The 23,013-nt window shown below is 43.2% G+C and carries 15 protein-coding genes; all 15 read left to right on the forward strand.

The window, feature by feature from the left end; translation table 11 throughout:
• Positions 1 to 18: 18 nt before the first annotated feature.
• The 15 genes from QZ574_RS02755 (at position 19) to QZ574_RS02825 (ending at position 22,938) form a co-directional block, all read left to right on the forward strand.
• Entirely contained in the window at positions 19 to 2,934 is a 2,916-nt protein-coding gene (locus QZ574_RS02755) for a glycoside hydrolase family 2 TIM barrel-domain containing protein (RefSeq protein ID WP_297086530.1), read from the forward strand.
• 110 nt (positions 2,935 to 3,044) lie between these two features.
• Positions 3,045 to 5,231: a glycoside hydrolase family 3 C-terminal domain-containing protein gene (locus QZ574_RS02760; protein ID WP_297086532.1), complete on the forward strand. Its 2,187-nt coding sequence runs from the start codon at positions 3,045 to 3,047 to the stop codon at positions 5,229 to 5,231.
• A gap of 144 nt (positions 5,232 to 5,375) precedes the next feature.
• The gene (locus QZ574_RS02765) at positions 5,376 to 6,740 is read left to right on the forward strand and encodes a glycosyl hydrolase family 28 protein (protein ID WP_297086534.1); all 1,365 of its coding nucleotides are present in this window, start codon (positions 5,376 to 5,378) and stop codon (positions 6,738 to 6,740) included.
• Entirely contained in the window at positions 6,740 to 7,123 is a 384-nt protein-coding gene (locus tag QZ574_RS02770) for a VOC family protein (protein WP_297086536.1), read from the forward strand. The genes QZ574_RS02765 and QZ574_RS02770 overlap by 1 nt, the downstream gene beginning before the upstream one ends.
• A 10-nt stretch (positions 7,124 to 7,133) precedes the next feature.
• Positions 7,134 to 8,453, forward strand: a complete 1,320-nt coding sequence (locus QZ574_RS02775; protein ID WP_297086538.1) for a sulfatase-like hydrolase/transferase — start codon at positions 7,134 to 7,136, stop codon at positions 8,451 to 8,453.
• A 12-nt stretch (positions 8,454 to 8,465) separates the two neighbouring features.
• Entirely contained in the window at positions 8,466 to 9,242 is a 777-nt protein-coding gene (locus tag QZ574_RS02780) for a carbohydrate-binding family 9-like protein (RefSeq protein ID WP_297086541.1), read from the forward strand.
• Between the two features lie 45 nt (positions 9,243 to 9,287).
• Positions 9,288 to 10,532, forward strand: a complete 1,245-nt coding sequence (locus QZ574_RS02785; RefSeq protein WP_297086543.1) for a family 43 glycosylhydrolase — start codon at positions 9,288 to 9,290, stop codon at positions 10,530 to 10,532.
• Between the two features lie 153 nt (positions 10,533 to 10,685).
• On the forward strand, positions 10,686 to 12,203 hold the full coding sequence (locus QZ574_RS02790; RefSeq protein WP_297086545.1) for an arylsulfatase: 1,518 nt from the start codon (positions 10,686 to 10,688) through the stop codon (positions 12,201 to 12,203).
• A gap of 39 nt (positions 12,204 to 12,242) precedes the next feature.
• A complete protein-coding gene (locus tag QZ574_RS02795; protein ID WP_297086547.1) occupies positions 12,243 to 13,697 on the forward strand; it encodes a sulfatase-like hydrolase/transferase in 1,455 nt (484 codons plus the stop codon).
• Between the two features lie 18 nt (positions 13,698 to 13,715).
• Positions 13,716 to 15,239: an alpha-L-fucosidase gene (locus tag QZ574_RS02800; protein WP_297086549.1), complete on the forward strand. Its 1,524-nt coding sequence runs from the start codon at positions 13,716 to 13,718 to the stop codon at positions 15,237 to 15,239.
• A gap of 88 nt (positions 15,240 to 15,327) precedes the next feature.
• Entirely contained in the window at positions 15,328 to 17,463 is a 2,136-nt protein-coding gene (locus tag QZ574_RS02805; protein ID WP_297086551.1) for a T9SS type A sorting domain-containing protein, read from the forward strand.
• Positions 17,464 to 17,485: 22 nt separating this feature from the next.
• Positions 17,486 to 18,928: an alpha-L-fucosidase gene (locus QZ574_RS02810; protein WP_297086553.1), complete on the forward strand. Its 1,443-nt coding sequence runs from the start codon at positions 17,486 to 17,488 to the stop codon at positions 18,926 to 18,928.
• A gap of 225 nt (positions 18,929 to 19,153) precedes the next feature.
• Entirely contained in the window at positions 19,154 to 19,486 is a 333-nt protein-coding gene (locus QZ574_RS02815; RefSeq protein ID WP_297086555.1) for an L-rhamnose mutarotase, read from the forward strand.
• A 68-nt stretch (positions 19,487 to 19,554) separates the two neighbouring features.
• Positions 19,555 to 21,339 (forward strand): arylsulfatase, encoded by a 1,785-nt coding sequence (locus QZ574_RS02820; protein WP_297086557.1) that lies wholly within the window; start codon positions 19,555 to 19,557, stop codon positions 21,337 to 21,339.
• 99 nt (positions 21,340 to 21,438) lie between these two features.
• On the forward strand, positions 21,439 to 22,938 hold the full coding sequence (locus QZ574_RS02825) for an alpha-L-fucosidase (RefSeq protein ID WP_297086559.1): 1,500 nt from the start codon (positions 21,439 to 21,441) through the stop codon (positions 22,936 to 22,938).
• Positions 22,939 to 23,013 lie beyond the last annotated feature (75 nt).

Consider the following 23,013-nt stretch of genomic DNA (forward strand, 5'->3'; position numbering starts at 1 on the left):
AAGTAAAATCATAAAAAAATGAATAAAACGCTCATCCTAATTCTGATTTCCATTTTCGGAACCTTGCAACTATCAGCGCAAAGCCTCCCCGAGGGCTATCCGCAAACGCAGCGCACCAAACAAAAATTAAACTCGGGTTGGAAATTTCATTTAGGCGATGCAGGGGAGTCGTTTTATACAAGCGATTTTGATGATTCGAATTGGGAAGAAGTAAACATTCCCCATACCCTAAAACTTACTACCATTAACCTTGATGGAGTACTGGACGATAAAACTCAACCGACTTTTCACCGGGAAGTGGGGTGGTACCGAAAAACTATAAAAGTTGGTGCCAATCCGTTCAAAAAAGTATTTCTTGAATTTGAAGGAGCCCACCAGGTAACCGACCTTTGGGTAAACGGAAAGCATGTGGGGCAGCATGCACTTGGTGGTTATACGCCTTTTATTTTTGATGTGTCGGATGTTGTAAACTATGGAGAAGAAAACCAGGTAACCCTTTTGGTTGATAACCGCGTAAATGATGTGGTAGCGCCCGATCCGGGCCCATTTGATTATGTTAAATTCAGTGGCTTGTACCGCGATGTTTATTTGGTGGAAACCGATTGCATGCGTATTACTTTTAACATCGAATCGATAAATTCAGGGGTAACAATTACCACACCATCGGTTGATCCGGTAAATCTAAATGCTACCATAAACATAAAAACAGCGGTTAAAAACGAGAGTAAAATTGCACGCACAGCAACGGTTGTAAATCGGGTAATCGATCAAGAGGGCTTTGTGGTGCTGAAACTCGAAGAAACACAGAACATTGTTCCCGGCGCCGAGCTTGTGTTTAATCAAATTGGCGGAATTGAAGAAAATGTGCAGCTGTGGGATGTGGATAATCCATACTTGTACAAAGTAAATACATTGGTGCTTGAAAACGGCGTAGCCATTGATGCCGTGGATAATCCGCTGGGTATCCGTAAATTTGAGCTCGATCCGGAAAAAGGGTTCAAACTAAACGGAAAAGTAATTGAGCTTATCGGCTATAATCGTCATCAGCACTACGGCTATATTGGAGATGCCATGCCCAATTCGTTGCATTACAAAGATATGCTCGATTTCAAAAACATGGGCTTTAACGTAATGCGTTGTGCGCATTATCCGCACGACGATGAAATTATGAGGGCCTGCGATGAGTTGGGAATTTTGGTTTACGAAGAAGCGCCAACCTGGATTTCGATTTCGCAAAAAAAAGAGTGGTACACCAACTGGGAACAGGCCGCCAGGGTTATGGTGCGCAACCACCGTAATCATCCGTCGGTGGTAATTTGGGGAGCTGGAATTAACCACCGGGGTGCCGTTCCGCAAACACATTACACCATAAAACAAGAAGACCCAACGCGCCTTACTGCCTCGCAAAGCAGCCGCTGGACCGGTTGGCAAACCTCGTGGGTAACCGATATTTATGCCAATATGAATTACGGACCGGTTATGTGGGAAAGAAACGAACCACTGCTGGCTATGGAAGGGGGCTCGGGGCCCGAAGTTATTGCCCAATACAAACGCGACCCCATGATGCCCGGTATGATTTCATGGGTGGCTCATGCTTACTACACTTTTCACGATATTGGCAATTTTGACGACCGAACCCGTGCCGGAATGTGGGATTCGTTCCGTTACATCAAACGTCAGGATTTAATGTGGTATCCTACCGAATTAAAAGATACACCAATGATTTATTTTCCAGATCAGTGGGAGGAAGGAGTGCAGCAACTTACCATATACAGCAATTGCCCTGAAATAGAACTGTTTGTTAACGATAATTCAATAGGAAAATACCGTCCGTCGGGTGCATTGAAGTACCAGGGGCTCGATCATCCTCCTTACGAAATAGCGGTTAAAAATTTCGAGCCGGGAAAACTCACTGCCAAGGGGCTGCAATACGGAAAAGTAATTGCGGAAGAAACCATATACACACCCGGCAAACCCGCTGCCATAAAGTTTTGGCTTGATAAGGAAGGTCGTAATTTTGTGGCCGATGGTTCAGATATTTTGGTGGGACATGCCGAAGTGGTAGATGCTAACGGAATGATTATTCGCGATTCGGAAGCTGAAATAAAATTTGAGATAAGCGGCGATGCAAAAATTGTTGGCGATACCGAAAATATTGGTTCCAATCCCTTAAAAGTGAAAAGAGGAGGAGCGTCAGTTCTTATTCAGGCCGGTAAAAATCCCGGAAAGATTATGGTTACCGCCAGTTCGCAGGGGTTAAAACCGGCAACAGCTTCAGCACAAACTATTGCCGATGAAACAAATATGGTGCTTAAAAATGCTTACCCTATCTACGATTTCGAAAAAGTAAAAGTGGATATGGGCGCTGCCGACCAGTTACTGCAATTTGGGTGGCTGCCCTGGAACGGTAAAGACAATGAAACATCGGAAATAGCGATTAAAGAACTGGGCGGGTTTAAAGCCGAGGTAAAAACAGCTTCTGGAGCCGGTGTGTTGCGCTGGTTAAGCGAAATGAATGTGATTGGAAAATACGGTTTTGTTTATGGAGAAGGAGTTCTTGGAATTGACGACGAGGGGCTTGAATTGATGTTTTCCGGATTACCCGCCGGAAAATACAAGCTCAAAAGCTACCACCACGCGCCACGTTCCAACACCGATAGCATGGATCCTAACCGCGAGAAATTGAAAACAGTCCGCATTCATACATTGCCTTATGCCCGCAGTATAAATGCAAGGGTAAACGATAAAAACGGGCAAACAATCATTAAAAATATTCCGGTTTCTGAAGGGCAGGAATTGCAGTTTAAAAATCCAAATCCGGGGCATGCTGAAGTTATTTTTGAGACAGATGGAAGTCCGGTAAAAATCGTTTATAAAGATGCTGGCGAAAACAATGGAGTTTGGTTAAATGGCTTTGAGTTAAGTACGCAATGAATTCCGAAGGCCAACTTTTTGTATTAATTGTTTGGTGTTCGCAGGCGAAAATATTTACTTTGTTACAGAATAGAACAGAACAATTTTAACTAACTCACTAATTAGAAATCATGAAGAGGATAATTCTTTTATCGCTTTTGTTTGCTTGTTTTCAACTGGCAGGCAATGCACAAAACACCGAATTCGACTGGTTCGACTACAATTTACCTATGGAAGAGCGTATCGATGCGCTGGTAAATTCAATGACTATTGAAGAAAAATGTTCACAATTATTGGATGAAGCCATTGCCATCGAGCGTTTAAATGTTCCGCGTTATGGTTGGTGGAACGAATGTTTACATGGAGTAGGACGTACCGGTCGTGCAACAGTTTTCCCACAGGCAATTGGCCTGGGAGCTACTTTTGATGAAGAACTGATTTTTCGTGTAACCTCGGCAATTGCAGACGAAGCACGCGCAAAATACAATGTGGCTATCGCCAACAATAATCGGTCGAAATATTCTGGCCTTACCTTTTGGTCGCCCAACGTCAACTTGTTTCGCGATCCGCGCTGGGGACGTGGTCAGGAAACCTATGGTGAAGACCCTTACCTGACTTCAAGAATTGGAGTAGCTTTTGTAAAAGGCCTGCAAGGCGATCATCCGAAATACCTGAAGGCTGCAGCTTGTGCCAAACATTATGTGGTGCACTCGGGGCCCGAGGCCTTAAGGCACGAATTTGATGCCGTTGTTTCGATGAAAGACCTTTGGGAAACTTACATGCCTGCTTTTAAAGCACTGGTAACCGAAGCAAAGGTGGAAGGGGTGATGGGGGCCTACAACCGCACCAATGGCGAAGCCTGTTGTGCCAGCCCCTACCTGATGACCGAAGTATTACGCAACGATTGGGGTTTTGATGGTTATTTCACTTCCGATTGTGGTGCCGTAAACGATATCTGGCGATTTCATGGTTTGGCAAAAGATGCTGCCGAAGCGTCGGCTTTGGCTATAAAAGCCGGAATGAACCTGAACTGTGGAAATGCCTTCAAACACCTGGATAAGGCCCTGGAAAGGGGACTGTTATCGGAAACAGACATTGATACGGTATTAAAACAATTGCTAAAAACACGTTTTCGTTTGGGCATGTTCGATCCGGAAGAGGAAGTGCCTTTTAATAAAATTGGACCCGAAGTGGTTGGCTGCCAAAAGCATGTAGACCTGGCTCTTGAGGCCGCACAAAAATCGGTGGTACTGGTAAAAAATGAAAACAATGTACTTCCGCTGAAAAAAGATTTGAGAACCCTTTTTGTAACAGGACCGCAGGCTGCCAACGAAGAAGCCCTGCTTGGGAATTACTTTGGCGTAACGGGCAATAGTGTTAACATTCTCGACGGTATTGCTGCCAAAGTAAGTGTGGGTACCAGCATCAACTATAAAATTGGGCAAATGCCCTGGCATGTTAATGCCAATCCAATTGACTGGACCACCGGAGAAGCTGCCGCAGCCGATGCCTGTATTGCAGTGATGGGTATAAATGGCATGTGGGAAGGTGAAGAAGGAGAGGCCATTGCCTCGAATCTGAAAGGCGACCATATTGATGCCCGGTTGCCACAAAACCAGGTTGATTTTCTGAAAAAAATACGCGCAAAAAGCGATAAGCCTTTAATTGTTGTTATCACCTGTGGTAACCCGCTTATTATTCCTGAAGTTTATGAAATGGCCGATGCCGTTATTTATGCCTGGTATCCGGGCGAACAAGGTGGTAACGCCGTCGCCGATATTATTTTTGGCGATGTTTCTCCATCAGGAAGAATGCCATTTACCGTGCCTTATTCGGTTGAAGATTTACCACCATACGATGATTATGCCATGGCCGGACGCACCTACCGCTATATGGAGAAAGAACCGCTGTTTCCCTTTGGGTTTGGCTTAAGTTATGCCAATTTTACCTATTCAAATATTACCTCAGCTACCGAGGGTGATAAAGTGATTGTTTCGGCACTTGTAGAAAACACCGGGACAATATCTGCCGATGAGGTGGCACAACTTTACATCTCATCGCCACTGGCCGGTAAAGGCTATCCGCTTTACGCCTTAAAATCATTTAAACGTTTGAGTTTAAAATCAGGAGAGCAAGCCAAAGTTGAATTTTCAGTTTCAAAAGAAGCCTTTTATCAGGTTGATGAGCAGGGTGAAAACTTTTTACCCAAAGGCGACTACAAAATAACAATTGGCGGTTCGGTTCCGTCAAAAAGAAGTGCCGATCTTGGAGCAGCAAAAACAATTACTACAAGCATCCAATCAAAACAATTAAAATAGTTTACCGTAAAAATATACGATAAAACCCGGGCTTGACCCGGGTTTTTTGTTTTCAAAAAAATTCCCCCCTGCAATTGCTTTACTTTCCCCTCCCTGTTTGAGCAGGTTCTTGGTATTTTTGCAACTAACCAACAATAAACTAATATGAATCTAAAACAATTGGGCTGCATTACTTTTATGTTTTTGCTAGCCTTAACTGTTTCGGCCAAACAATTTAATGTTATTGATTTTGGCGCCAGGGCCGATGGCAAAACGCTGGATACAAAAGCTGTTCAGGCAGCTATTGATGCCTGTACCCAAAACGGGGGAGGACAGGTAGTTATTCCGGCGGGTAAAACAGTGCTGGTAGGAACCATTTACCTCAAAGATTTTGTTAACCTGAACATCGAAACCGGTGCTGTATTATTGGGAAGCCCACATATTGAGGATTACGCCACCGATACCCATAAAATTATGTACAAGCGCGAATCGCACATGGACCGCTGTTTAATTTATGCCGAAAATGCCAACTCGTTTGCTATTGAAGGCTATGGAACCATCGATGGAAATGGGGCCGAATTTACCAACCAACGCCCCATGTTGCTGCGTTTTAAAGACTGCAATAACATTCACCTAAACGACATCACCCTAAAAAATCCGGCAGCATGGACTTCAGCTTTTTTGTATTGTAACGAAATTGCCGTTTCAGGAATACGAATCAGCAGCTGGGCCAATAAAAACGGCGATGGTTTGGATTTTGACGGATGCACCAATGTTCGGGTAGCAAACTGCTCGTTTAGTAATTCTGATGATTCTATTTGCCTGCAGGCTTCATTGCCCAATAAACCTTGCCGCGATGTGGTGGTTACCAATTGCATTTTCGAAACCAAATGGGGCGGAATGCGAATCGGATTACTCTCGCGTGGAAATATTGAACAGGTGGCGGTTAGCAACTGCACTTTTAAAAACATTGAAGATTCGGGATTGAAAATTCAGCAGTGCGAAGGTGGCGAAATGCGAAACATGACCTTTACCAACCTGGTGATGGAGAACGTTCCTCGCCCTGTTTTTATGACCTTTAGCCAGCAACGCGCTTGTGTTGATGTGCCCGAAGGAACCTACGAGCCGCTGAACCGGATGCACAACATGATTTTCAGCAATATTGTGGTTGATAACCGTAAGCTCGACAAAAATTCATGCTTCTTTTTTACCGGATACCCCGGAAACGATATTGAGAATGTTGTGCTGAAAGATGTACAGTTTACAATTTCGGGTGGCGGAACAGCCGAAGATGCCGCTAAAGAAGTAAAAGAATACAGCCTGGAAGTGGTGAAAAAGCACTGGCCCGAGTTTTACCTGGTGGGCACTTTACCGGCTTCTGCACTTTATGCGCGCCATTTGGATGGCCTTTATGTGGAGAATTTCCATGTGTTTATTGAAAATGAAGATGCGCGCAAACCATTCATACTTAATGATGTGAAAAACGGAAGTGTTGAAAAATTTTATGTGAATAAAAAACAGATAAACTGATGTTGAATAAAATCCATCATATTGCCATAATTTGTTCTGATTATCAGCAATCAAAACATTTTTATACGAAAATACTCGAATTGCAAACACTTCAGGAAACCTACCGTAAAGAGCGGGATTCGTGGAAATTGGACCTGGCATTGGGAGGCGATTACGTAATTGAATTGTTTTCTTTTCCGAACCCTCCGCAGCGGGTAAATCAGCCCGAAGCCCGGGGATTGCGGCACCTGGCTTTCGAAGTGGATTGTATTGAGGAAACTGTTTTTAAACTGAATAAGAACGGCGTGGAAACCGAAGCGGTAAGAACTGATGCTTTGAGTGGCAAAAAATTTACCTTCTTTTTCGACCCCGATGGTTTGCCGCTGGAGATTTATGAAAAATAGGAACGGAACTATGAGAAAGCTTTTTTTTATTGTTTTAATAGCCATTGTGGCCTTACGGGTTGTTGCACAAAAGCCAAACATTATACTTATTGAATCTGACGACCAGAGCAACCTGGCTGTTGGTGCCTATGGCTGGGATAAGGTGTTTACACCCAATATTGATAAAATTGCCGAAGAGGGAGTTTACTTTACTTCAGCCTACAACATGGGCTGTTGGAGCCCCGCAGTTTGTATTCCCAGCCGAACCATGCTTTTTAACGGTGTTTCGGTTTGGCGGGCCGCACAACTGAGTGCCAAAAATGTACCGGGCCCTTCGCTGGTCGAGCGTTTGGCGCAAGTGGGCTATACCACCTATTTTACCGGAAAATGGCACGCTCTGGGTAAGAACCCTCGCGAGATGTTTCATCACTATGGGCATATTTTACCCGGACAGTTAAAAGATTATTACACCAACCAAGGGCACCTAACCGATGTGGTAGGGCAGGAAGCGGTTGAATTTATCAATCAGGCAGCACAAGAAAACGAGCCTTTCTTTTTGTATGTAGCATTTAATGCACCACATGTGCCACGCAAAACCGCGCAACAGTATTACAATATGTATCCACCGGAAAATATTAAACTTCCGCCAAGTGTAAAAGACGGGCCCTTGCACCCAAATATTAAATACAACTACTCAAAAAATCCGCTCAGCAGTAATGAAATGCGAACCCGTTACCAGCAAAATAATGCTATGGTTAGCCACATGGACGAACGAATTGGTGATATTCTGGAAGCACTGAAAAAAACAGGAAATTACGACAACAGCATCATTGTTTTTATGTCGGATCAGGGAATAAATTTTGGCGAAAACGGCGTGGCAGGAAAAGTTTGTTTGTACGATGTAAGTGCAACTGCTCCGCTTATTATCAGTGCACCCGGTATTTCAAAAGGCAAAAAGTTTAACAAATGCGTTTATTTACAGGATATTTATCCAACTCTGCTTGAAATGCTGGATACCGATGTGCCCGAATACATGGAGTTTAAATCTTTGCTCCCGGTTTTGCAGGCAAAAACAAACGAAAGTCCGCACAACTCAATTTATATGGGAATGTTCGACGATCAGCGCGGAATTGTGCATAACAATTATAAACTGATTTTATACACGCAGGCTGCCGAGGCCGAATTGTATAATCTTAACCAGGATAAATGGGAAATGAATAACCTGATGGGGAGCAATATTGCAAAAACGATAATTCCGACTTTGGGCAGCGAATTTTTTAAATGGCAGCAACAAACCGGCGATACGCTTGATGTTAAGGCCTTGTTTCCAAATCTATTTACTGAAAACTAACACATGATAAATATGAATTGGATAAAAATTACAATAATTGGTGTGTTTCTGGTATTTACCGGAACAACAGCAATTGGACAAGCAACCAAAAAGTTGGTACTTGGCGAACAACCCGTATTTAAAGTAAAAAAAGCCAATCAATTAATAGTTGTTGATGGCAAAATGGATGAAGCCGTTTGGAGCCAGACTGAGGCCCGCGCCTTTAATTATTTTTATCGGGTTGAAAAACCGGACGACCGGCAAAAAATGCTGTTCAGAATGTTGTGGGACGACCGCAATTTGTATGTTTTTTTCGAAGCTGAAGATAAATACATTACCGCACGCGAAACCAAACGCGATGGGCAACCTTATTTCGACGACTGCGCTGAAGTGTTTTTTATTACCGTTCCAGATAGCCTGGATACGCACATTGGCTACGAACTTAATTTGTACAAAGCTGCTAACGATTTTGTGTATTTTAACGATTTTTTGCCCGGGCAAAGTGTGGCCATGAAATCGTTTAATCCAGAATACCAGGTGGAGGTACAGGTAAACGGAACCATCAACGACAATTCGGATATTGACAAAGGCTGGTCCATGGAAATGGCAATTCCGCTGGAAAACTTTGGGGGCCTTGAAAAATTTTCACCCGTGCAGCCCGGAAATAAATGGGCTTTCCTTGCCGTTCGTCAGGACAGAAACGACGCCGAGGGTGAGCGCCGTTCCACCAGCACCATTTTTCCCATTTACGAGATTGAAAAAAATGTGCACCAGGCCAATCGTTTTGGTTTGATGGAGTTTGTAAAATAAAATCCTGTTTAAGTTATTTCGAATATAAAATCAGCAAATTTAGATATGAATAAAATTATTTTGACTACTGTGGCTGTTCTCTTGTTTTTTACAGGGCAGGCACAAGAACCCAAAGGTTTTCCTTTTACCCTACCAAAAGAAAAACCCAATCGCCCTTTAAGTGCGGCTATGGAGCGTAATTACGATGCCTACCTGGCTCCGCGGCCTGAAGACAACGAGTTGTATTCGCAATTTAAATACACCGAGTTAAAAGGTTTTGATTACAACGGCCACGATGGCACAATTTCGCGCCGCGATCCTTCTAAAATTATTTTCGAAAACGGGAAATATTACATCTGGTACACATACCGGAATACGCCAACCAAACCAATGGGGGCAAAAAACTGTAACGACAGCATCCCCTCGGCCGATTGGGATTTGTCTGAAATTTGGTACGCTACCAGCACCGACGGTTTTACCTGGGAAGAACAGGGCGTTGCTGTGCCACGTCCGCCAAAACCTGCGGTAGGCTGGCGCTCGGTTACCACCACCGATATTTTAAAGTACAAAGGAAAGTATTACCTGTATTACCAGGGCTTTATGGAAGCCAGTGGTTTACGCGGTGATGATTGTCCGGTAGCGGTTTCTTATGCCGATTCGCCTGATGGGCCATGGACACCCTACAACAAAGTGGTGGTGGAGAACGGCGCGCCCGGAGAATGGGACCAGTATTCCATTCACGATCCGCACCCCTTTGTTTATAACGATAAAATTTACTTGTATTACAAATCGGATTTTGATGGCGATCCGCGCCTGGTGCGCATGCAGGGATTGGCCATTGCCGATAACCCACTGGGTCCCTTTAAAAAGCACCCGTTAAACCCGGTAATTGCATCGGGGCACGAAACTTCGCTTTTCCCCTTTAAAGAAGGAATGGCAGCTATGGTTACCCGCGATGGAAACGAACACCATACCATTCAATATGCCACCGACGGGGTAAATTTTGAAATCGCATCTATTGTTTCGTTGTTGCCAAATGCGGCGGGCTCTTTTGTGCCCGATGCGTTTAATAGCAAGGGAAACGGAAGAGGAATTACCTGGGGAGTTTCGCACATAACAGCTGCAACTGGTTGGGAAACCAATCATGCTATTCTGGTGCGTTTTGATTGCGACCTGAGCCTGGATGTTAACGACCCCGATATGAAGCATCACAATGAATATTACCGACCTGATTTTTATTACAAGCATGGGCTAAACAAAAAGCAGCGCGAACGCATTGCACAACAAAACAAGGCTATTCAGGCAAAATAGGATCAGCCATGTTTTCGTTCAATAAAGCCGGTTTAATTTCTAAAATAGAGAAGGGAATTAAACCGGTTTCTTTTTCCCCCCTGTTATTCAAACAAAAATCCACCTTCCATGCCTTTGTCAATTTCTAATTTTGTATGAACAAATAAAACAATCATGCTTAAAAGATTTCTTCTGTATTTTTTGGTTCAAAGCTTTGTGGTTTGCGTTTTTGCTGGTGAAAAGCCAAATGTAATTGTTGTACTGGCCGACGATATTGGTACCGGCGACATCTCGCACTACCGGAGTATTCACTCCAGCAACATTATACTTGAAACACCAAATATTGATAAACTGGCGCAGAGTGGAACCGTTTTTACACAAGCCCATGCACCGGCGGCACTTTGTGCTCCTTCGCGTTACGGAATAATGACCGGTAACAGTTGTTACAGAAGTCCTTTCCCATGGGGTGTTTGGGGCTCGTACCAGCAATCACCAATAAAAGACGAAGACCTGACTTTGGGGCGTTTAATGACGCAGGCCGGCTACAACACTGCTTTTTTTGGCAAATGGCACCTGGGGGGCGATTATTACCGCAAAGATCAACCCGGAGTAATTTACCGTGGCGACCGCAGCAAACCACAAACCGATGTGGATATCTCAAAAATCATTGACGGTCCCAATCAAAAAGGATTTGCCTATAGTTTTGCTTATCCCGCAGGTATACAGGCTGTTCCGTATGCAGCATATGAAAATGGCGCAATTTATCCCTACAGCGATAAGCCTGTTGAGATTGGTTACATCTCGCAGGAGAACATGTCAAAAATCGGCGTAAAACTCGATAAGCTTGAAGGACTTGGCGACTTAAACTGGAACCCCCGAAATGCCGGCCCCTTGCTGGCAGCAAAAGGCGTGGAATACATTCGTACCCACGCCAATAAGGAGAAGCCATTTTTTATGTATTACTGTTCGCAGGCTGTGCATCTGCCGCATAATCCACCGGCAGAGTTAAACGGAATTAAAATTGCCGGAACAACACCATCGGCACACATGGATATGATTAAAGAACTGGATGTGCAAATGGGCATGTTGGTGGATGAATTGAAAAAGCAAGGGGTGTACGAAAATACCGTGTTTATTTTTACGTCCGACAATGGTGGCTTGCATGTAAACCGCAAAACCCTGGAATCGGGGCACCAGCCCAGCGATATTTACCGGGGCAGTAAAAACGACATGCACGAAGGGGGCCACCGTGTACCTTTTATTGTAAGCTGGCCGGCAGGATTTAAAGCCCGCCAGGAAAGCGACCAGTTGGTACTTGGCCTCGATATTGCAGCTACCCTCGCCGAAATAGCGGAAGTGAAAATTCAGCAACACCAGGCCATGGATTCCTACAGCTTAATACCAGTTTTAAAAAACAAAAAGCCACTAAAACGCGATTTTGTAATGTTGCAAAGTGGCACACAAAAGCAGCTGATAATAATTGAAAACGAGTGGAAGCTTATTATCCAGGTAGACCGGAACGACAAAACCGATAAAACCCGTAAGCCGATTGCTCTTTTTAATTTAAAAGAAAATCCTTCAGAATTGGAAAACGGTAATAAAATTAACGACCCCGGGCAGCAAGAACGGATTGAGCACCTGTTTAACAAGTACAACACTACTCGCGAGCGTCTTGTGCGAACCGGCAGTTAAGGTTTGATGTGTTTGAAACCAATAAATCAACAAGAAACTATGATTAAAAGAACCGGTGTTGTACTGCTACTTTTTGTACTTGCAACTATTGCCGGGGCACAAAGCGTCCAGAAGCCAAACATTATATTCCTGATGATTGACGACTGCAGTGCCGTTGAATTTTCGTGTTATGCCACCGAAAATCATCCTGCCGGTAACCATACCCCGGTAATCGATAAACTTGCAAAAAGTGGGGTGCAATTTACTACCTGTTGGGCATCGCCCTTGTGTAAACCAACGCGTGCCATGTTAATGAGCGGGAAATATGGCGCGAATACCAAAGTTTATGGCAACAAATTGAACCGCACTGATAACGATTTTGCCAAACAACACAAGCCGTTTTCAAAAGTTTTAAAAGATAATGGTTATGATACGGCTATTTCCGGAAAGTGGCATTTACCGGGCAATGCCGGACAAAACGAATACGGTTTTGATGAGTATTCGTTACTTGGCGGTTACTTTACTCCGTTTGAGAAAGAAGTTGTTTGGGATGGGCTTTGGTTTTCGTGGTCGAACGCTGCAGAAACCTTTTATGATACGGCGGTGATTGGTAAAAATAATCAAAAATACCCGGCGCTATACTGGAATGGCTGCGTAATTGAAAACGGAAAACTATTGCCCAGCGACTCTGATACTTTTGGTCCCGATTTGAATCAGAAATTTGCAGTGGAATATATTTCCCGAAAACGCGAAAATCCTTTTTTCCTTTATTATCCAATGGTTTTGCCACACGATCCCTGGCTTGGCACACCCGTTCAGGGTAAGCCGGGAGAAAGAACTGAGCCGGGAATAGATCCGCTGATTACCCGTGTGGAGTATTATGTGAATGAATTGGTAATCACCTTAAAAGAACAGGGCTTGTACGAAAATACCATTGTTTTTTTAACAGCCGATAATGCAACCCTGGCAAACGGAAAAGGAACCTGTTCGGAATTGGGTGTACGTGTGCCACTGATTGTTTTTGGTGGCCCGGTAAAAGCCAGGGGACTCAGCAATATAATGGTAGATTTTACTGATATGTATCCAACCGTATGTGAAATAGCAGGAGTTAATGTGGCCAACATGAATGAGCTGGATGGATTAAGTTTTAAAGCCGTGCTTGATGATAAACCTTTTCAGGAAAAGGAATTCGTTTTTAGTTTCCTTGATTTGGAACGTACTGTTCGCAACAAAGATTACATGATGGATGGCAGCGGAGGAATATGGAAATGCAGCGAAAACGGCAATATTTTGGATTATAAAGCCCTTGTTGAAACTGCTGAAACAAAAAACATCAGAAAATCATTTCTGCAAATAATTGAAAAATATGAATTGCCAACAAACGATTTTTTTAGTGGACAACGATTAGAGTCGGCAAAGCGAAATATTCTATGGCCAAGCCATGACCCGGCAACGGTTCGAGCTGTTAAAAATGGTGACAACTGGGTAAATCACGAACGACGAACAAGAGAATAAGCTAAAACAACGGATTAAATGAACAAGAAACTTTTTCTGATTATTGCTTTGGCAATACTGGCTTATGTAGGAATTGCCCAGAAAAAATACACCACCGACTGGGAAAACCTGAAACAACACAAGGCAGTACCCGAGTGGTTTGCCGATGCCAAGCTGGGTGTTTATTTCCACTGGGGCGTTTATTCGGTACCGGCAACCGATGGCGAATGGTACCCGCGCTGGATGTATGTTCCCGACCGCGACCCGAATCTTTGGGGAGGTAAAGTGTACAAAAAACACCGCGAAGCCTATGGCGAGGATTTTCATTACCACGATTTTATCCCCATGTGGAAAGCTCCGAATTTCGACGCCAAAGAATGGGTGGATATGTTTGAGGGAATGGGAGCCAGGTTTATTGGTTCAATCGCCGAGCATCACGATGGGTTTTCGCTGTGGGAAAGCGATGTAAACGAATGGAATTCGGTTGAAAAGGGGCCCGGAATTGATGTTGTAAAAGCCATTGGCGACGAAACAAAGGCACGTGGTTTGAAATTTATGGCTACATTCCACCATGGTTTCCATAATATGTTTTACCCCAAACCTGATATCTCTTATTTACGGCCGGTAACTTTAAACAAATACAACTATGTTTACGAAAATTGCGAGGTTCCGCAAGACGTAAAATACCGAACGCTTTACTGTAACATGGATTACAACGAGGCGAAGGATTTGTGGCTGGGCAAATTAAATGAAGTAATTGATGAGCATTGCCCCGATTATATTTGGATGGATTTTGGGCAGCGTTTTATTTCGGAAGATTACCGCAAGCAGTTTTTGGCTAATTATTTTAATAAGGCGCAAGAAGAAGGTAAAGAGGTAGTTGTGAATACAAAAGGCGACTTTTTCCCTACGGAGTTAGCGGTAGTAAATGTAGAGCGCGCAACCATGGAAGACATTACCCCGGAAGTGTGGATTACCGACTTTATTTTGGGAAGTAGCTGGTGTTACAACAAAGAAAAACGTACGGCCATCGACCCGAAAAAAGCCATTCGGGCTTTGGCCGAGGTGGTGAGTAAAAACGGCGTAATGTTGCTTTCTGCCGGGCCAATGGCCGATGGTACCATCCCCGAGGAACAGGTAAAAGCTATGCAAGGCATAGGCGCCTGGATGAAATTATATGGCGAGGCTATTTATGATACTCGTCCGTTTGTGGCTTTTGGCGAGGGTGAAACAAAACTGGTTCGCGACCCGGCAGATGCCTGGAACGAATATGGCGCCATAAAAAAAGGCATCTGGAATTTGAATGCCAAAGACGTGCGTTTCACTCAAAAAGACGATGTGGTGTATGCCATTCAACTGGGATGGCCGGGCTCACAAGCTGAAATAACATTAAAAACCTTTGCCGAAAAAGCTAAAGATGTAAAAATCAAAAAAATTTCGGTTTTAGGATGCAAAGAACAAATTAAGTGGAAAAAAACAGGGGAGGGTTTAACTCTTACCTCACCTAAAAACCTACCCGCTGAAGCAGATGCAGCATTGGTTTATAAAATTGAATTAAAATAGTTTATAACTCCCGTATGGGAAATGCCTTGTTTTAGGAGCAGAAGCCGAATGATGGACTGAGTCACAAAGAAGGGAAAAATCGAAACAAATGAGAATACTTTATTCATTACTTTTAATCGTGTTGTTTACATTTCAACTCCATGCTAAAAATTACTTCGTTTCCAAATCTGGTTCCGACGAAAATGCCGGAACACAGGAAGCTCCGTTTTTAACCATTGCCAAAGCTTCATCGCTTCTAGTTGCCGGCGATACCTGTTTTATTATGGCCGGAACCTACCGAGAGGAAGTAAAACCCTTGCAAAACGGTGAACCCGGAAATCCAATTGTATATACCAGTTTTCAGAATGAGTTAGTGCTTATTTCGGCCACCGAGGTGCTGAATAGCTGGCAGGTGCACCAAGGTGATATTTATAAGGCTTCTTATAAAATGATTTTGGGCGATAAAAACAGGGTGTTTTGTGGCGGCGAGGCGATGGATTGGGCACGTTATCCAAATAACTCGGATAACGACAGGTACACCGTTGAGGGCGCTGAAGTTTCTGGTGGTTCGGCTTCAACCATCGAAAGTTCGCACCTTGATGGAACAGATTGGACAGGCGGCTACGTTTGGTACCTGGGGGCACATTCGGGTGCCAGCTGGACAAGGAAAATTACGGCCTCGCAAGCGGGAAAAATTACCTTCACTGCGGTGGATATTTCAAAATGGCCTTTTAGCACCCACAATCCAACCGTTTGGCGCGAAAACGAGGGCAACCATCGTGGGCAGTTTTTTGTTTTCGGTAAGTTGGAAGCGCTTGATAAAGAGCAGGAATGGTATTACGACCAGACCAGCGAAACCGTGTATTTTCAGGCTCCCGGGAATGTAGATCCGACTAGTTTGGAAGTTGAAGTAACACAACGTGAAAGAACTTTCGATTTTAATAGTAAGAATTATATCCACGTTGTAGGTTTGAATGCCTTTGGTGGCAAAGCCGAAATTACCGGAACCGACTGCGAAATTAGGGATTGTACTTTCAAAAATTGTTTACAAGTGCTTGACGATTTAAATAATACCTCGGCTCAGGTTGGTAATGCACCTGTACATGTGCGGGCGGCACGTACACTCATTCATAACAATGTTATTGACGGAAGTTCGTTAAATGGTATTTTTATTCAAGGCTGGAATGGGGTTACCGAGGTTACCATCAGTAATAATTTAATTAAAAACTGTAACACGGTTGGCATTCATGCTTCGCCGCTGCGTTCGGCTGCTACCAATTCAAAATTTATCTCGAATACAATACAAACCTCTGGCCGCGATGGCATTTACTGTGGTGGCACAGGTTGCGAAATTGCTTACAACGATGTGTCGGATGTGATGCGAATAAACAACGATGGCGGCCTGTTTTACGTGGTTGGAAATGCCAATGATAAAAACAACGAGGTGCACCACAACTGGTTTCACGATTCGTGGGGGCCATCATATGCCGACGGACGCTGTGCCGGAATTTATCTCGACAACCATAGCAAAGGTTACTCGGTTCACCATAATGTGGTTTGGAACATCACCTGGGCCGGAATTCAGATAAACTGGGATAACTGGAATATTGATATTTATAATAACTCGATTTATAATATCGGTGGCGATGAAGATGGTGTAATGGGGCGCTGGGCCAATGGCTTTACCATTGATGATTTGGTAATTAAAAACAATTACGGCAGCCAGGGCGAATGGATTGGCACCGATATTTCTACAACAACAAATATTATTAGTGCCGGGTCGCCATTTCGCTCGGTAGCCAACCACGATTTTCGCCCGGCAGCCGGTTCTGCATTAATCGATGGCGGTGAAGTTATTTCAGGAATTACCGATGGTTACCAGGGAACTGCTCCCGATATTGGTGCCTACGAAGATGGCCTAACTCCCTGGATTCCCGGGGTAAACTCGCAAATGGGGGGCGAACCCGATACGCCCGTGGGAATAAGAAGCAATATCGATAACCCGAAAAAACTGATGATTTACCCGAATCCTTTAAAGACAGGGAGTTTGAATTTTCGTTTTCCGGGTTTTACAGGAGAGAAGGAAATTTCGATCTATAATAATCTGGGGCAAAAAATTTATAATAAGCAGTTAAACCAGAATGAAACAAAAATTTCGAGAAATACTTTTTTAAACTCGGGTGTTTATTTGGTAAGGGTTGAATCGGAAGATGAATCGGAAACGCAGAAGATTGTGGTGAATTAGGATTAAAAGAAATTTTGAAAAAATGAATAAAATGGTTTTGATAAACAAGCTAAAAACTATTGTAGCATTAATACTTTTGCTGCATATATTCTGCTGCTCGGCACCAAAAGAAGAACCCCAAAAGAGTAAACTGCAAACCTTAAAAGAACAGTTTATCGAACAGCGTTTCGGTATGTTTATTTGTTATAACATTATGTCGTACGGAGCAAAGTGGGGCGAAGAGAACTATCCGATAGACACCTTTAATCCGGAAAAACTGGATTGTAACCAATGGGCCGATGCTGCAATCTCGGCAGGAATGAAGTTCGGTTTGTTAACCACAAAACACCACGAAGGATTTTGTTTGTGGGATAGTGAATATACCGATTACGATGTGGCCTCAACACCTTACAAAAAGGATATTGTAAAACAATACGTTGATGCTTTCAGGGCAAAAGGACTGGGTATTGGTTTGTACTACTCCATTGGAGATAATACGCACGGAATTAAAAAAGGTGAAATTACACCCGAAAAAGTTGAGTTTGTAAAAGGACAAATTCGCGAATTGCTAACTAATTATGGCGAAGTTGAGTATTTTGTTATGGATAGCTGGAACTGGAGCATCGGACATAAAGATATTCCATATAAAGAAATTCGTGATTTAATTCGTGAGTTGCAACCCAATTGCCTGATAACCGATCACACACACTTGCAGGCACCTTATCACATGGAAATTCCATATTTTGAAGGGCCATTTGGGGCATTTCCTCCCGAAGGAAATATTATGGCTTCGGCATTGGGGCATTGCAGTGTAAAAGGAAATGGCTGGTTCTGGAGCGAAGCAACACCCAATGGAATGAAAGAGAATGATGGGGTAGATGTAGTGCTTGATAAACTTATAAAATGTGAAAGCCGTTATTGCAATTTTATGCTGAATTGTATGCCCAACCGCGATGGTTTACTCGATGATATTTACATAAATATGCTGGCCGAAATAGGCGGGAAATGGAAAGCTGATGCAACCCGCCCGACTCTTCCTGATCAAGGGCCGCAAATTTGGGAAACTATTCCTATAAAAAATGCAACAGCAAGCAGTGGTAACGCTGACAACTTATTTGATGAACGAAAAGCACAAGGTGGGAATTATAATGATTGGGAAGCAGATTCCGGTCTGCCACAAACCATAATTATTGACTTGGGAAGTGTGCAACAAAATGTTGATGTGCTTACCATTGTAAACAAACACATTTGTAAACCCGGCCCCGAAAGAGCCCTTGAAGAGGGAAATGTACTGAAATATCAACTGTCGGGGAGTGCCGATTACCAGTATTTTGAAAACGCCGTGATACAAAATGAAATCCGAAGTGCCGGTTATACCGATATTGGCTTTTCTCCGGCAAACTGGCGCTACCTTAGACTTGAAATAGTGGAAGCAAAAGGCAATACCGTTGTTATTAATGAACTGGAAGTAGGCAAAAGCCAATAACAATTGTGGCTAAGTGCTCCAAAAAAACTGTTCTTGTTTTAAAATAGGAACAGTTTTTTTTTAAGGATTGGCTTGCTGCTAATTTATCCCCCTTTTTTGAAGGATTTCACTACCACCACAAAAAGGATAAAAGGCTAATTTTGCGTGAACAACAAAACAGTAACCAGCGCTTGCTAAACCAATTGGTTTTAAGGTAGAGCACATTGGCGCAATAACTAAAACAAAATGCAAAGGATTTGCCTAACCCTGGATCTAAAAAACCAACACGAATTGATTGAGAAATATAAATTTTACCATGCTGCCGAAAATCATTGGCGCGAAATTAACGACGGTATAAAAGCTGCCGGCATTGATGTTATGGATATTTACCTGGTTGACAACCGAATGTTTATGATATGTGAGTTGGCAGACGGAAAGGATTTTGAAAAGTGTTGGAAAAATATCGGACAATATCCGCGCCAGGACGAATGGGCAGAATTAATGAATAGCTTCATTCAGGCTGTTCCGGGGCATAAAACCGAATGGGTTAAAATGCATAAAGTATTTGAATTAAAATAAGAACAAAGAAAGCGTGTAGCCAAATTATTTTTATAAAAGAATAACTTATAACCATACAATTTAAACCTATGACATTAAAAAAAATATTCATTCTGCTTGTAGCCCTTGTTGCTGGTTTAACTGGTATTTCTGCTGTAAAATCAAAACAAACAAAACCAAATATTATCATTGTAATTACCGACGACCAGGGTAAAAACGACCTGGGCTGCGAAGGTAATCCGTACATAAAAACTCCTAACATCGATAAGTTTTACAATAATGCCGTACGTTTTAATAACTTTCATGTATCAACCACCTGTGCCCCAACACGCGGAGCCCTTTTAACAGGCCGACACACCGATCGTTTAAATGTTTTTCATACCATATCGGGGCGCTCTTTGCTTTTTGAAGACGAAGTACTTTTACCCCAGATTTTAGCCCAAAACGGCTATGCTACCGGAATGTTTGGAAAATGGCACCTGGGCGATAATTATCCGTTTCGCCCAATGGATCGTGGTTTTCAGGAAGTTGTTCGGCATGGTGGAGGCGGGGTCGGTCAAGGTCCCGATTACTGGGGAAACGATTATTTTGACGATACCTACTGGCACAACGGCGAAACTCAGAAATACGAAGGTTATTGTACCGATGTTTTTTTCGCTGAAGCCCTTAAGTTTATGGAACAAAATAAAGAAAAGCCATTCTTTGCATACCTTTCAACCAATGCGCCCCATGGCCCCTTTAATTGCCCGGAGGAGTATATTGATTTATACGAAGGTGATGATAGCTTACCCGAATACATAAAACGTTTTTACGGGATGATTACCAACATCGATGATAATTTTAAAACCTTGCGAGATAAGCTTGCTGAATGGGGAATTGCAGAAAATACCATTCTTATTTTTATGACCGATAATGGTACCGCCGGAGGTCAGCGAATGTACGACGCCGGAATGACCGGCCACAAAGGCGAGGTTACCGAAGGCGGACACCGTACTCCATTTTATATGCAGTGGCCCGCAGGCGAAATTAGTGGAGGAAAAGATATTGATGAGCTTACCGCCCATTACGATGTGTTACCAACACTGGTTGATTTACTGCAGTTAAACTTTACACCAGCTAAGCCACTTGATGGAAAAAGCCTGGTGCCTTTACTGAAAGAAAAGATAGAAAATTGGCCTAACCGTGTACTGTTTATGGATACCCAGCGCATGCTAAACCTTACCAAATACAAAAACTACACGGTAATGGATAAAGATTACCGCCTGGTTGATGGCGATAAGCTGAATAACGTTACCACGGATTTAAAACAATCCGATAACATTATTAATCAACACCCCGAAGTGGCGGAGCGTTTGGCTTTGGGATACGAAAAATGGTGGCAATCGCTGGTTGACGAAGGCGTAAACGAGCGCTACGCCTACATAAAAGTAGGAACTCCATACGAAAACCCTTCACGCATAATGTCGCACGATATGCTAACGGGTAATCTTGGTCATGCCTGGCATCAGTTCGGAGCGATTACCGCAACACAGGCATCGGGATTCTGGAAAATTGAATTTGTTGAAGATGGCGATTACAAAATAAGTTTGCGTCGTTTTCCGCGCGAATCAGGATTGAAAATCAACGCCACTTTTCCGGCAGAAGAAAAAACACGACGAATTGAAAAGCCCGCTCCGGCAAGTACCAAAGACGATTTTACAAAAGCTTTTTTGTACGTGGGCAAACACAAAATAACTGCCGACATTGCAAAAGATGCTGAAGAGGTAAGCTTTACACTTGATGTTTCGGCTGGAAAATACGACGTACAGGCTGAATTAATTGATAGTTTGGGGCGAGTGTATCCGTCGTACTATCTGTACATTGAAAAGTTATAAATCCAACCGCTTCATAATAAAAACTACTTGACAAAAGACCTGCGGGGCAGTGTATCCCGTTTATTGTCGATACATATAATGAATTAACAGTCAGAAATAATGAAACAACTATTAATAATCTCAATTATAATTATTCACCTGGCGGGTAGTGCCCTGCATTCATGTGCACAACAAACCCAAAAGTACCAACAAAACTGGAGTTCGCTTCAAAAACACCAAACCCCCAATTGGTTTATGGGAATGAAATTTGGCATTTATTGTCACTGGGGCGCACAAACAGCAATTATCGAATTGGGTAACCGTGAAATGACTCATCTTGAGGGAATTGAATACTGGAAGGGAGAACGTTTTAATGCCAAGGAATGGGTCGATTTATTTCAGGCGGCAGGTGCACAGTTTGGTGGTCCGGTGGCCTGGCATGGTAGCGGATTGTTGCACTGGGATAGCGAGGTTACGGATTGGAATTCGGTACATCGTGGTCCGAACATTGATGTGTACGGAGAACTGGCAAAAGAGCTTCGTAAGCGCAACATGCCTGTAATTTCATCGTTTCATACAGGCGATTTCTGGAGCCGGATGTGGGGGCCGGTTTCTAAAGAAAATCCTACTTATTTAGATCCTGCACAAGATAACTCTAAATACGCAACGTCAAATAGCGGCCGTATTGATACCGTAATTTTTGATGCCTGGTATGCACGTATTTCTGAAGCTATAAATAAATACCAACCCGATCTAATTTGGTTTGATACCGGTTTTGGTGGAACCATTAAGGGGGATTTACGCGGCGGAGCCCTAAATGGGAGGCTGTTGCCCGGTGGCGACCACGAATTAATGGGAACAGCGCCTGAAAAATATCAGCAAAAACTTATTAGCCATTACTTTAACAAAAGTGTGGAATGGGGCAAAGAAGTGGAAGTTATTTATAAAACACACGATATTCCTGCTGGTATTGGAACCCGCGACATTGAAAACGGAAACCTGGTTGGTTTGCAGTACGATACCTGGATGGCCGATATAAATATGCAACACCATTACGAGTGGTGGGCAACCTGGTTTTATAATCCGGCGAACAAAACAAAAACTGCCGGAACTTTGGTTGACATGCTAATTGACATGACCAGCAAAAACGGCCGAATGTTGTTAAATGTACCACCTAAAGCCGATGGGACATTTGCCCCGGAAATTACAAAAGAATTATATGCAATGGGCGCTTGGCTGCAACTAAACGGCGAAGCTATTTACAACACTATGCCCTGGATTTTCTTTGGTGAAGGACCAACAGAAGTTACGCATCCCGGACATCATGCCCAGGGCAAAGACCACGGAAAAAATATTCCGGAATACACCGCTGAAGATATTCGCTTTACTCAAAACGGTAAAAACCTTTATGCCATTTGTATGGACTGGCCGGGCAAGGAACTTGTAATCCGTACTTTGGGTAGCAAAGGAAAATTGTATCCTGATGATATAAAGTCAGTTCGCCTACTTGGATGCAATAAAACCATTATCTGGGAACAAACTGAAGCGGGAATGGTGGTTCAGTTTCCGAAAAAGAAGCCTTGTGATTTTGCATATGTTTTAAAAATTGAGCGGAATTAATTTGTGACAATGAAATGATTTTCCGAAATAACAGGACAAACTGTTAACTACGAATGAGATGGGGTTGATGAAAAA

It is taken from the genome of uncultured Draconibacterium sp. (genome assembly GCF_913063105.1).
Lineage (GTDB): Bacteria > Bacteroidota > Bacteroidia > Bacteroidales > Prolixibacteraceae > Draconibacterium.